Below are 14,246 nucleotides of genomic sequence, written 5' to 3' on the forward strand. Positions count from 1 at the left end.
TAAACTTCCTTTTATAGACTGTACATCTAACTTACAGCGTTAAATTATTGTCATCTATCATTTTTTGTAAAATTTGAGCCTCTGATACGATGCTACTATCGCCGTGAGTCAAGTCATCGTAAGTGATATCGGTTAACAGGATATTTTGTTGAACGTCTTCGTCACCATTAGGCTTGATAGAAATGGTCACGCCTTCTGCTGACTCTTCTAGATCTAGGTACTGTGTAGCACCAATACCTGTATTAAGCCCTAGGCTTCCCAAAATACCCGAGAGGTCAATTGCATCAGTATCTGGAGACGCATCAAAGTCTTGAACTACATCTAAGCTTGGCTCATCAATGCTGCCTAAACCTGAAGATGCAAATACAAAACTATCCGAGCCAGTGCCACCAATCAGCAGGTCATTATCATCTGTTGCGGTGATGGTTGAATCACCTTCATCCACTAATTCGACCGAGACAATCTGTGATAAGCCCACAGCTTGGTCATTGCCTAGCTCTGCCGCAGGTTCAATAGTCAAATCAAAGGTTGTTGCACCACTGTAACCACCGGTAATAGCCAAGTCGGCGACATCCTCTAGATTTACGACGTACTGCCCATCAACATAAGACCCGTGAGATAACGTCAACCCTGAAGGCATATCGTAAATAGTGATAAACCCTTCTTCAGAGGCTGCTGGATTAATCAAAGATAACTCGAGCCCTAGTGGAATCGTGCCACTGGCTTCCGCCACAATCGATGAGTATTCAATACTCAACAGAGGAGCGTCGGGTTCAGGTGTGATGATGAGTGTCATGTCTTGTGAGCTCGGGTCACCAGTATCAGTCACTAGATTTCCCAGTACCGTATTTTGATCAACGGTTTGCCCTGTGATCGTAATATCAAGGTTGCCAAATGCATCGCCAGCAAAGAATTCGAGCTCATTAACAGAGCTTGCCGCCACTAAGATGGTCGCTTGTGCTGTTCCATTCCCCAATGTTACAAACGCACTGGTTTCCGAGCCAATTCTAATTCGGTCTAAACCGACGAGTCCTGTTGCGTCAGAGGTCGCATTCACTGTCACTGTGATTGACAAAAACTCGTCGCTGTTGGTTTCAAAACTATTGGCATCAAGAGGAATAACAATAACGTCATCCTCACTTCCCGTGAGCTGTTCAGGTAAGTCAAAGAACTCAACCTTATCGCCGATTGGGTTAACACCAACGGTAAATTCAGACTGAGTGTAGCGAATATCAGTAGTGCCAATTTCTTGAGTAATCGCTTCCAGGGTTAACCCGATATCGCCACTAAAATCTCTTGGCGGTAAAATAACCAAATCAGAAAGCTGACTTGGGTCTAGTTGCCATTCATAGGTTGCACTTCCATTAAATGAACCACCATCAGGGCCATTGTTTGGAACCAACTCATAAGTGTCCCCTACTTTAATCGCGACAACTGCGCCTTCAGGAACTCCCTTCAACGAAAGCGACATGTTTTCAGAACCATCTTGGTCAATCAGCTCTGCGCTAAGTGATGACAATGAAATGTAATTATCTTCGTCTCCGATAATATCCTCTGTTATCAAGTTCGCCGCATCAGCGACTGGCTCAACAGTAATAGTCACGACCGCCGTTTTATCTTGCGTATCCGTTTCTGTCACGCAATCCGCTTCATCGGTAATATTTGATGTCACAGTGAGGGTAATTTCACCACTGTAATGCTCAGGTGGCGTAACTAACACATCACTCAAACGGCTAGGGTCTGTGACCGTCCAAGTCCCATCGCCATTATCAACTAACAACCCGGTGTCAGTTGGAGTTTCAGACAAGGTCGCTCCATTCGAAATGCTCACCGTTAGAGAGTTAACGGTTTCTTTACCGGTAGCGCTATTGCCTTCACCAGTGATTAATTGTCCATCTTCAACGCTATCACCAAGAACCAGTTCAAGGTTAAGGTCTGTCGCGATGTCTTCTTGAATGGTTGTGGAGTCGGCTTCAACCGTAATGTCATCGACCACAGGCAGAACTTGGATACTAATGGTTTGGGCCGTCGTCACCGTATCACCGCTACATGGTGAGGTTTCAATAGTCTCTATGGTGAAATCAATACACCCTGCAAAATCTTCATCCAAGCCCGTTAACGTTAGTTTCGAGAGTCCATCTGCAGTGATTGAATAACCGACGATCTCACCAGAAGCATCGTATTCAGCAATCACACCATCACCGGAGATCTCAACGCCTTCAGGAAGTGAATCAGCAGGAATATAGAAAGAGATTTCATTGTCTGGATCACTGCCAACATCGGTGTTTAGCAAGCCAGTGAGATCAATATCTTCCCCTTCAGGTGTTTTAATTTCGCCATCGGGTTGAATCGGGCTTGGTGGGCCAACAGGGTCACAAGAACCGCCACCGCCGTCATGACCAGTAATTTGCAGCGGGAAAGTCGCATCAATATATCTTGCATCTTCACCATCAATCACACGAGCACGAACTACAATATCCAGTACCGGAGTATCACTTGGGCTGGAAATCGTCGCATTATCTAAAATGTACGCTGCGAGTTCTTGGAAAGAGTTACTCGTTAACCCATCCGCAGATATGATCCAATTCCCAGAGCTATCTTGAGCGGCACCATTAGGGTGCTCAACAATCAACGAATAGCCGTCGGGAATCTCGATCAAAATATAATCGAGGTACTCTGACCCATCGATATCCGCGTCGACGAACGTCACGGCATTAGAGATATCAACAGGCGAGCCGTCTGTACTCTGTAACAGCTCTGTAGAGCCTTCTAATCGAGTATCTAGCTCGACACGAGCATCTACAGTCACGCTAATAGAACCAGTAATATCTTTAATATCCGTTGCACCAGTTGGAGAAGTATCCGTGACTTCATAGGTGATAGGAATTGAGAATGTTCCGCTTAAATCTTCTGTCGCTGTAACAGAAAGCCTACCGCTGCTTAGAAGATCCGAAAGCGTTGGCGTTGTTGAGTCCAGTAAAGTATCCAAATCTAAGCCTGAAGCTGGGACCTGAATAACACTCCCATCAAAATAAAGAGTGAGATCTGCAGGTAGGCTATCAATGACATATCCCGTCAAGGATTCGCTGCCATCAATATCCTGATTCACCGAAGGCTCAAGGTTAAGGCCGATTTGACTGTCTTCGATGCCTTGAGTAATGACCACTTGGCCATCTTCTTGATCAACGACCGGCGCTAGCTCTACTTTAAGTGTCATCGGAAACTCGCCCGAATCACCATCGGGCTCAGTTGAGATAGCAATAACGGTGAGTTCTAATTCACCACTAAAATCAAGAACTGGCTTGAGGTACAGGTCATTCAGTTGAGCGTTAGAGACTTGGAATACAGGTCCTGTCACATCATCAACATACGCAATCGTTAGCGATACTGGCTCACCCAACGCATCCACCAGCAAAGTGCCTTCAGGAATGTTGGTAAGCAGTATGTTGATCTCTTCTGAAACATCGTCATCCGTCGTTTGTATGAGGAAGTCAAGCTGTATTAACCCATCTTCATTTAAGACCGATTGGTTGCTGATGACTTTACTGTCACTGTCGTATTGCCAATGACCATTACCACCGTCTACCGCGACAGGTTCATCCACAACACCTTTCAAAAAGATGTTAATGGTTTTTGTATCGCTTGACGCTTGCCCGTTGATAGGAATAAGTGAATCGATCGTCGACTCGGTCGCTATCGCTGTTACGTCTATTGACAGGTCTTCAGTAAAGGAACTGATGTCTTCTTTAGGCTGAATATAAGCAACACCATTAGCGATAGCTTCGGCAGTGACTGAATAGGAATTATTGCCTATCTTTGCGGTACCATCACCTTCAACAGACCAACCATCTTGAACTTGGATAATATAACTTAACGATTCAGAACCATCCGTGTCCGCCAAAGCGCCTTCAATAACGTCTTTGAGGTAAATAGCTTCATCCTCTAGTCCCTTGTAGTCTTTAACAGACACATGAGGAGTATCAGCATCAGGTGAAATATCGACAGTAACGGTATGTACAATACTTGCCGTTTTATCATCTGGGTCAGCGAATGAATTGCCAGACTCTGTTGCAACCGCAGTAATCTCAAACTCAAAGCGACCCGCTAGGTTGTCGTCAGCTCTGATTTCCATTTTATCAATCTGAGCCTGTGTGTAAGATTTCCCTTCTTTGACTGCGTTGCCATTTAACGTCAAATTCAAGCCGTCAGGAATCCCACTAATCTGGTAGCTCAATGTTTCTGACGTATCTTGATCCACCAGCTGAGCCGTTATGTCCAAAGTGACTGGGTCTGAGTCATCTTCTACTGAATGATAGGAGAACACGGAAGCCGACCAATCCGGTGCATCAGCCACCGGTAAAACAGACACTGCAACATCAGCAGTCAGTTCTTTAGGATCCGTATCAGTGCTAATGATTGCGTTGATCGCTAGGATAACCGTTGAGGTGGTATTGGATTCATGAAGCGCGGGACGATAAGTCAACTGTCCATTAGGCCCAGTGAACTGACTATCAATCGCTGCCAATTGACTTCCCGATAAGGTGACCTTACCGCCTACAACTTGAAGCAACACCCCATCAAGATACAAGCTACCACCATTTAACGATGCTTCTGAGAACTCGATAGCAGTAACGGTTTCGCTTTGGTCGACATCGCCGGTTGCCACACTTACAACGATAATCGCGTCATTGTCTTCTGTGGTTTCAGAATCTTCATAACGAATAAAACCTTCGTTATCATCTAGGACAAGTGTCGCTGTACTCGTGACCTCATCACCATCAGCATCACGAACCAAATAATCAATGTCATCAACGATCTTAGGATCAGCAGGATTAGTCGTTACATTTGGGTTCGTGGTTAGTTGATAGCTACCATCAGGTGAAAGGGTAAACTGACCATAAATAGAATTATTGTCATAAACATTAATTAGGTCAATTGTGATAGGAGTACCAACATCATCAAAGGTATACGTGACATTTCGATAGGTGAAGCTAATGATTTCCGCACCATCAGCCCCTGCAAATTCCTCTGTCAGGAACTTCCCATTAAGGTTATCACCCTCAACCATTTCAATTGCCCCTGAACGCGCAACCGGAATGGCATCTTTCACGTTCACTTCATAGATGGCAGGGTCTGAACTATCTCCATCTGCATCGTTAACAGTTAGTTCAAAATTAAGAGCCAGATTATTCTCTCCATCAGCATTGGCGTGATCGAGAGGTGCATAAAGGTCGAACTCTGTTGTCCCGTCAGTATTAAAACGAATCCTAAATATATTGTTTCCATCAGAATCTTGACCGTAATACCAACCATCAGAATCGACAGCTTGAAGGGAAATCGCTTTCCCGGCACTGCTGTAGCCAAGCGCATCAAATGCAGCGGTGTTTACCGTGACAGAAACAACATCATCGGAGCCCTCAATAATACCTACAGAAGGGCTGCGATCTTCAACACCAACTTGCTGGCTATCTCCCAACAGCCCATCTTCATCAACTGAGATGCTTCCTATAACCGTTATTTCAGGATCTTTACCATCATAGATTTTAATATCAGACTCTTGAGTATCTCGTGAACCATCTGAGTCGATGGTGACGATTGAGGCTGGAATCGACAGTTCTGTGTCCTTCACACCGGTTCCGTGGTCTATTGACTGGTACAAATCAATCTCAACCGTGACATTCGTAGAACCATTGGCTTCTAAGCTAAAATCTTCAGGAAGTCTCACTTGGAAAACAGCATCGCCATTCGACAACACCGCATCAAATGTTCCATCCCCATTATCTCGCCAAGACAATCCTTCTTCATTACGCGTCACCACCTCACCATCACTATCGAGAACGGCTTGGCCAGTTGTCACATCTAACCCCAAGAACACGAGTGGATCATTGCCCGCACTCACGGCTAAGCTTGCACTCGCTGTTGTTCCAACACCAGACGGGGTTGTATCAGCAACAGGGTTTTCACTCAACTCGACCATGCCAGAGCCAATCGTAGGTTCTCCACCATCCGTAATCGAGACGTTCAAGGTTAATTGAGTTTCATCGTTGTCATCATCTTTTTCTGTGATGACAAAAGGAACTTGGTCGGTTCCATTCGTTTGGTCGAGGCCCTTGAATAGTTCAAAGATGTAAGTGACATCAGTATCGGCCTCACCTGACAGAGAGGTAAAGCTCAAGGTGAACGCTTTATTTTCAGCACTTTCAGAGCCAACATAACCCGTAAGTTCATTTCCGCCTGCAGAGACCACATAGATGATCTGTACGCCCCCACTAAATAACTGCGGCTGATCTCCAACGTCAAAAAATACAGACTCAACAAAGTCACTTCCGACGTTGAGATTGAAAGTGCCAGTATCTGAAACACTGCCGTGAATAAGATCTGATTCGTCCACAGCAGCATTGCTAGTTGAAGTTAATATTGGGTCGGCTCCATCCTGGATGATCCAATCGAATTGCCCTTGTTCTAAAGAAGTACCATCTAAATCCGTTCCATCAATAATAAGTGGCAGGGTGATGGAGTCGTTTCTGAACAGGTGGTTTATAGGCTGTTCTAACACTAATGTGACATCTGCTAGAACATCGATACCACTAGCGACTGCACTCAACGTTAGCGTGAATATCGTTTCACCATTTGCTTGTGCGGTAATCGTTTTACCATCATTCGCTAACGTGTAGGTTAGAGAAAACTTCTCATCTCCGGTCGTCAAGCCCATGGCGTCTAGCTGCACCAAGGTATTAGCATTAAATACAATAGAAGCGGGATCTGGATTATCTGAGCCAGCGGAAACGGTAAACTGGCCGACTACAGTTTGAATTCCATCAGACACATCACCTTCAGAGCTGGTCGTTGTCCCATCAACAACTAGCCCTGCATCACCATCAAAAATATCAATGACCGCAGTGCCGTTCCCGAAATCATTACTGATGTCGCCAGCAACATAGTTGAAGGTGATGTTCTGATCAACGGTGTGGTCCAAATTCCTGTTGGCGACGAACGTCCAGTGGCCATTCGCAAATACAGTCAAGGAGCCTTCGCTAGTAGTAAATGAAACCGGAGAGCCACCAACAATCGTCTTGGTCGTACCATCAACTTCAACACTTTTAATCGTAAGTTGAGTATCCAAATCGATGTCGTTATTCAACACGTTACCTGACGCAATCTCACCCTCGATCATTTGATAAGACTCATCAAAAACCAGAGGTTCAGAATCTTTGATGACAATAGGTAAATGTCCGATGACTAACTCCGTTGTACCATCGGCATCGGTTTGCAGACCTTCGATGAGCAGAGCCGTCAGAATTGAATCTAATCCAGCTTCCTGATCAATCGCCTTATAAAAATTGATATTTACGTTGCTGCCGGAAATTGACGCATCGAATACTTTTTGTCCATCGCTTCGTGTGCCGATGAGGCTTTGTTTATCAGCCGATACAGCAACGGTTATCGATAGAGTTTGAGAAGTTAGTGACTCTGCGATGCTTTGATCATCGCTAAAAGAGAAGTCCGCATAATCGATGCGAATATCAGAGGTCTGAGTTTGATCTCCAAAAATCCCGACAACAGTTTCTGAGAACACAACCGACTCGGGCAGGATAATGCTTGGCATATCATCGATAGCTTGATTGCCTACCGTATTGAAAACTTTGGCATCAACCGTCCATTCTGACGCCAAGTTTAGGGACGAGACATCAATATTTTCAACAACCCAATTACCTGATGCATCAACAACACCCTCAAACACAAGAGTCTGAGAGCCATCATTAACTTCAATATAAACAAGAAGACCTTCGGCAACATTGGTTGTGCCTTGCATGGTTGTAAGTTGGCCGCCACGAAATGCCAAAATGCTAAAACCGTCTAGCGTATCAATGTCTATAACAGGCGAAACAGTATCAATAACAATTTGCCCTGCGCTATTTATTGCTGAAGCAGGGTTACCGGCAACGTCAACGGTGTCAGCCTCAATTTGAATACCACCATCGGAAAAGCTGGTTAGATCCACGCCTTCGACTGACCAAGCACCATCAATCACGGTTGCCGTCAGAACAATGACATTCGTTGTGCTGTCAGAAATACGAATATTGACCGTTTGGCCATCTTCTACGTTCTGTACCGTACCAAAAAATTTAACAGATTGGATTTCGAAGCTATTGAGTTCACCGTCACCACCATCATCAACCGCAGCGGTGATGTTCGCTAGCGTATCTTTCACGATCGTGTCTGTCGCTGTTGTAGGGTTTCCAGCAATATCGATAGTATTGGCAACAACGGTCAGCTCACCTTCTGCAAAGCTTGAGTAGTCTTGAAGAGTCAGAGTCCAAGTTCCGCCGGATACTTCCGTTGTGTATTCTTGTATCGTTCCTTGGCTATCGGTAATTGAAATGTTGATGGTTTGCCCATCTTCTACATTGGCAATCGTACCAACTAGCACCCCATTCGATATTTCAAATTGATTGTAAAACTCATCACCAAAGCCATCGAAGTCAACCTCAATGTTGGCTAATGTGTCTTTGATTGTGGAATCGTTAGCTGCAATGCTATTGCCAAAATCATCAGCAATGACCGCGTCGACTTGAAGATCCCCCTCCTCCAATGAAGAGAGGTCGACGCCATTGACGACATACGTTTCATCGCTTGTGATGGCTGTAGTGGTTACTGTGTTGCCGTTAACATCAGTGATGGTCAGAACAACGGTACGCCCGTCTCGAACATCCACAGCCGTGCCCGTAATCGTGACACCAGGTACTTCAAACTGGTTTTCGTAACCGTCTCCACCATCCAAAATATCAACGGTTAATAGTGCACTAGGTAACAGAATATCAAGGTTACCCTCATTCGAGGTTGTATCTTCGTCGGCATATTCTGTAGGACGAGTATCAAAACCCGCCTCTGCAAGCGTTTCATCTAAGGTGGAACGAACATAAGCGATAAAAGAGGCACTGGAACTAGGTTGGTCATTTACTGAGTTAGGCTGTTGAGGTGCGCTTTCAATGTTGTTGACGAGTTCGGTGACCACCTTTTCCAACTGTTGTTCAACTGCGGCTATTTGTGGTTCAGTTAAGGGCTGAGCCTCTTGTAAATTCTGAGGTTCAATGCTGACGACTTGTACGCCTTCAACTTTTGGCTGCGTAGTAGGTAATTGAAGCCAAGTACCATCAGGGAATACTTGCCAAACAACACCACCAACTTCGATATATAAAATAGGATCCATCCTAAACCTCTTCCTTACAAAAGCGCTGACCTGAGTACATCAATTTACTCAATAAAAGGTTGGATAAATCAGCGAACTATTTCTAATTAATACTAGCAAACAACAAATCATTAACAGTTAATTAATTATCACTAATACGCTGTAAAGTAAACCGATAGGCTGTGACTTGCATTCAGTTATATCTATCGTCACAAAATACATTCAATGAATGTGTCATAATGTTGAAATTACTGGTTAAATTTCAAGGAATGTCATGACTGCAACGAACTATCTCAACCAATTGAATCAAAAGTATCTTGCGACTCATAAAGCGAAAGAAGACTTCTTTTGGGATACATATATGGGCATCAGTGACGACCACGATGGCTCGACGCTCGCGCAAACTCAGTGGACGGAATTTCTAAGCTCTGCCGAACAGATTGCTGCTATCGAAACGCAACTTGTTGCTATCGATGAAATTCAAGATCCCCGAGAAAAAGAGAGTACGCTAACAGGCTTGAATGGTTGGTTAGCGACCTTTAGATCTCACGCTATTGAGTCTGAGCAGTCACAGAAGCTTAAAGCCCACCTCATAAAATTTGAGGCTGAACTGTTTGAGAAAAAACAGAATCATGTGATGACTTACGTAAATGAAACAGGCGATGAAACAGAAGGGTCACTGCCCGTTTTAGGTTCAGCCGTTAGAAGTAATGGTAATGAACAAGTTAGGCTTTCTGCACATCAAGCACTATTAGATTTAGAGCAATGGCTGCTGGCTAACGGCTTTATTGAGCTGATCAAAAAACGTAACCAATTTGCTCAATCACTGGGTTTTAAAACCTTCTTTGATTACTCGGTGGTTAAAACCGAACAGATGACGACAGAGCAACTGTTTACGATTCTTGACGACTTCGAAGCACGTACACGCGATAGCCATCAGCAAAGTCTAGCCAATTTGGCAGAGCAGAAAGGCGAGAATGCACTTCAAGCCCATAACTTTACCTACTCTTTTGCAGGTGACGTTATGAATGATCTTGATCCTTATGTTCCATTCTCAAAGTCACTTCGACGCTGGATTGAATCTTTTGGTCGCCTCAACATCGAATACTCTCAAGCGACATTAAAATTGGATCTGCTTGATCGCAAAGGTAAGTACCCTAATGGCTTCTGTCATGGGCCTATCCCTTCTTTCTACGATCAAGACACATGGGTAGCGGCTCAAGTTAACTTCACGAGCAACGCAAAGCCCGATCAAGTTGGCAGCGGCTATGATGGCATCAACACACTATTTCACGAGGGTGGTCATGCTGCACACTTTGCTAACGTAAAAATGAACGCACCGTGTTTCTCTCAAGAGTTTGCACCAACCTCAATGGCTTATGCCGAAACGCAATCCATGTTCTGTGACAGCTTGTTGAATGACGCCGATTGGCTCAAACAATACGCGCTTAATGCAGATGGCCAAGCAGTACCTGACGAGTTAATCAAAGCAATCATCGATAACAAACAACCCTTCAGAGCTTATCAAGAACGCAGCATTTTAGTGGTTCCGTATTTCGAGCGAGCACTTTACGAATTGGCGGATGAAGATCTGACACCTGAAAAGATCACTGCTCTTGCTCGTAGCAGTGAGAAAACGATTCTTGGATTAGCTTGTAGCCCTCGCCCATTAATGGCGATCCCGCACCTGTTGTCGGATGAAGCATCTTGCGCGTATCAAGGCTACCTGCTGGCTCATATGGCGGTGTATCAAACTCGTGCGTATTTCACCGATAAGTTTGGCTACCTAACGGATAACCCAGAGATCGGCCCTTTGTTAGCTAAGCACTATTGGCACCAAGGCAATAGCGTGAATCATAATAGGACAATCGAAAGCCTGACTGGGGAAGGTTTTAATGCCAAATACCTCGCTGACGAGTGTAACTTATCGCCAGAGGAAGCTTGGGCGATTGAGGAGCAAAAAATCAAACAACTGTCGACAAGAAAACGTGCACCAGTCTCTGATTTGAATGCGAAGATATCGATCGTTGATGGGGCTACCGAGTTGGCGAATAATGACAAATCAAATCATCAGATGTGTGATGAGTTTGAGAAATTCATTGTTGGGCAATACGGTCGATAACGGGTTCTGAGCACCTGTAACCAAGGTTGAACCAAAACTCAAACGAAAAAAGGACGATAATTTATCGTCCTTTTAGTATTTAGCTTTGGATTTATTCCGTGACACATGTCGAGCGAGTTTCAGTATCAAACTCAACATCAACAGAATCAGCACTTCGCAATGATTTTCGATGAATGCCAAATACTTGCCCCGTCAAAACAATATAAAACTTCTCTGTTTTGAGTAGATTCCAAGCTTCATCAAGAGATTCAGCATAAACCTTATTCTTGAGATCTTGTGGGCGAGTACCTGCTACTCTTCCATGTTTACGCGCCAATTCAAATAGTCCATTACGATTCGGTTTACACGTAAACAGGGTATCATTTCCATAAATAACACCCTTGGCTGTAATGCTTTTAATCATTACATTTCTCCAGATAATAATTTCACTCGTAGCACTTGAGTGACAAACCACATATCAATCTGTGGATGCTTACACTGCAAAAAGAAGAGAACATGGTGTAACGACCGGGCAAGCTATTACACCATTACCATCAAATGTCTTAGAAGTTCTTAAGAGGTCAAGTTCTTAGAAGTAGTAGTAAGCCGCAGCGAATACGTGTGTTTCTTCGTCGTATTGTGCGCTTGTCGAACCAATACGTGCACCATCGATGTCTTGCTTAATATCGATACCCATGTCAACGTTGTCAGCGATACGGTACATTGCCGCGATGTTGATGTAAGAAGCATCTACATCTGCGTGGCCATCAAGTTCATTGTTGCTAGACGCGTAACCTGCTGCGATTGTTAGGTCTTCAGAAACCGTGTAACCACCTGAAACGTAGTAGCCTGTGTTCTTAGCAGAATCACTCTCTTCAATCCAAGAGTTCATACCCAGTTTAAGAGCACCAACCTTCACGTTACCTGTTACTGTGTAAACTTCGTAATCAGCATCGTCATCACGAGCTTCATAACCTGCGTATAGGTTGAATACCTCTTGCTCTAAACCGATGTAACCATTAATGCCTTTATCCGCATCATTATGATCATCACCTGTTTCAAAGTAAGAAATACCGTAAGCGATACCGCTTGTCGCACCTTGGAATTTAACAACATTGAAGCCGTCAGAAGCATCACCAGCAGAAGCGCCAAACTCGTATGTGTTATCGCCAGCGCCATCCACTTTGTCTAGTGCTGTGTCGTTTTCCCAACCGAATGAAGCGATACCGAAACCAGTATCGAAACCAAGCCATGCTTTATCTACATCGGTTGCTGGACCAGTATCGATACCGTTTGTCCAACCAGCTGTTGCCGCGTCATTCGCAGATACGTTATTGTCTGTCGTGTAGTTCACCATTAAGTCAGTTTCGAAGTAACCAACAATACGGTTGTTACGGTAGTTAACTGCAAGAGTAAGGCCTGTTGCCCAGTCATCGTAGAACGCTTTAGAGCCAGTATCGTAGTAACCACCAACACCGAAAGAACCTGATACTGAGAATTGATCTTTGTGCATTGAATCGAATGCAAACATGTCTTCGTTTTGGCTGTTTTGGCTGCTTGTGCTTACAGCGAAAGCTGAACTTGAAATGCTCGCAATCGCAAGTGCTACTAATGTCTTTTTCATGATAACCACTACCTATATATATTGATTCGGCCTTGTTAGTCCGGCCTTTTGGAGTGGCGCTATTGTTCAAAAAAACACGTTATTGATATACCGTAAATTTACTGAAAATTTTATAGCTTTGGTGAATTTCATGAAATAAGAATATATTAATGTGCCTTTTATATTGAAAAACGTAATCCGAGTGTAAAACCTATATCCGTACTGTTATCCATATTACGGATGTTCTCAATCATCAGCGCTTCGACTGCGAGTTGATTGAAGCGGTAGCGATAACCCAAAACGACCTCATTAGAAGGTTCAGAAAAGTCCGGGTCATTAGTCGCCCAGCCTTGGTAGTTTAGAGACTCAATCAATAAGCTATGGCGTTGATTCAACCGATACTCATACCCAATCGCCCAACTTGCGCTGAAGCTTTCAAGACTAACGACATACACATCGCTATCTCGATGCACAACACCAATAGTTGAAAAAACACTGTGTCTTGGGGGGATATAGCTGTAGTTAAGCTGAACGCCTTGCTCAAAACTGGTTCTCGCAAACTGCCCACTTCTTACATTGTTGTAAAACAAAGAGCCACCAGCAGAGAACGACATTGGCCCCCTCGAATAAAGCAGAATCTCATTGTAGAACGTTAGCGCGTTGGTTAAATCATCACCTTCAAAATCAGATACATGCACACCTGCATTATGAAAATCCATGGTGAACTGATCTTCCGCCACTTCATCACGCCCGTTTTGTCCAATGCGAAACAGGTCATGAAACCCCATCACAAAACTGTCTAAGCCATTATCTTTTGCAGTCAAAACTCGGTAATCCAGCTCGGTTTTCCAGACAGGTGAAGCTTGCCACTGAACCGCAATATTTGACTGGTTTTGATAATAGTCGAGCGAATACGCACTCGTGTGCGCCCAAATACTGGCCTGAGTATAAGAAGACTTGAACTCAATGGTGCCCACTCGATTAGGTTGAGCGGAGCGAAGTTGTGTTGAAAGTACATTTGAATGAATGGGTGACTGAGCATACACAAACATTGGAGAATTATTTGCGTGTGTAGTCGGATGAAAAAAGCTCAACATAGAGACTGAAATAGGCAGTAACGTCCTCAAACTTTTCACAGTGTTTACTCGGTTATAAAAACGCCCGATTTTAATAAAATACACCGTTCAATTAATGCAGTAGATATACTGCTTATCGCCTCTCCACATAGAACTAAGAGTTATAAAAAACTTTAAATTAGAACCTATGATATATATAAGAATCTTATCTTGCACTGAGCGACTCGAACGAATATCTTCTGTGCATTGATGAAATGAATGTATCTATAAAGGAAA

The 14,246-nt window shown here is 44.0% G+C and carries 5 protein-coding genes; 1 reads left to right on the top strand and 4 read right to left on the bottom strand.

Features of this window, described 5'->3' with window-relative positions; genetic code table 11:
- Window positions 1–31 precede the first annotated feature (31 nt).
- Entirely contained in the window at window positions 32–9,211 is a 9,180-nt protein-coding gene (locus AB6E85_RS12255; protein WP_372142834.1) for a type I secretion C-terminal target domain-containing protein, read from the bottom strand.
- A gap of 253 nt (window positions 9,212–9,464) precedes the next feature.
- Here AB6E85_RS12255 and AB6E85_RS12260 point away from each other — a divergent pair, with 253 nt between their 5' ends.
- A complete protein-coding gene (locus tag AB6E85_RS12260; protein WP_372142835.1) occupies window positions 9,465–11,312 on the top strand; it encodes a M3 family metallopeptidase in 1,848 nt (615 codons plus the stop codon).
- Between the two features lie 91 nt (window positions 11,313–11,403).
- Here the strand turns inward: AB6E85_RS12260 and AB6E85_RS12265 are convergent, their stop codons facing one another.
- From AB6E85_RS12265 to AB6E85_RS12275, 3 genes are all read right to left on the bottom strand, one after another.
- Window positions 11,404–11,715 (bottom strand): hypothetical protein, encoded by a 312-nt coding sequence (locus tag AB6E85_RS12265; protein ID WP_050632907.1) that lies wholly within the window; start codon window positions 11,713–11,715, stop codon window positions 11,404–11,406.
- Between the two features lie 165 nt (window positions 11,716–11,880).
- Window positions 11,881–12,915 carry a porin gene (locus AB6E85_RS12270; RefSeq protein WP_372142837.1) on the bottom strand — a complete coding sequence of 345 codons (1,035 nt, stop codon included), beginning with the start codon at window positions 12,913–12,915 and terminating at the stop codon, window positions 11,881–11,883.
- 158 nt (window positions 12,916–13,073) lie between these two features.
- The gene (locus tag AB6E85_RS12275) at window positions 13,074–13,991 is read right to left on the bottom strand and encodes a DUF3187 family protein (protein ID WP_372142883.1); all 918 of its coding nucleotides are present in this window, start codon (window positions 13,989–13,991) and stop codon (window positions 13,074–13,076) included.
- Window positions 13,992–14,246: the final 255 nt, after the last annotated feature.

The sequence above is a fragment of the Vibrio sp. 10N.247.311.51 genome (assembly GCF_041467855.1).
Lineage (GTDB): Bacteria > Pseudomonadota > Gammaproteobacteria > Enterobacterales > Vibrionaceae > Vibrio > Vibrio coralliirubri.

Excerpts from the sequence above, each read along its gene's own strand:
- AB6E85_RS12260 (WP_372142835.1), top strand. The coding sequence starts at position 9,465 with ATGACTGCAACGAACTATCTCAACCAATTGAATCAAAAGTATCTTGCG.
- AB6E85_RS12275 (WP_372142883.1), bottom strand. The coding sequence starts at position 13,991 with ATGTTGAGCTTTTTTCATCCGACTACACACGCAAATAATTCTCCAATG.
- AB6E85_RS12255 (WP_372142834.1), bottom strand. The coding sequence starts at position 9,211 with ATGGATCCTATTTTATATATCGAAGTTGGTGGTGTTGTTTGGCAAGTA.
- AB6E85_RS12265 (WP_050632907.1), bottom strand. The coding sequence starts at position 11,715 with ATGATTAAAAGCATTACAGCCAAGGGTGTTATTTATGGAAATGATACC.
- AB6E85_RS12270 (WP_372142837.1), bottom strand. The coding sequence starts at position 12,915 with ATGAAAAAGACATTAGTAGCACTTGCGATTGCGAGCATTTCAAGTTCA.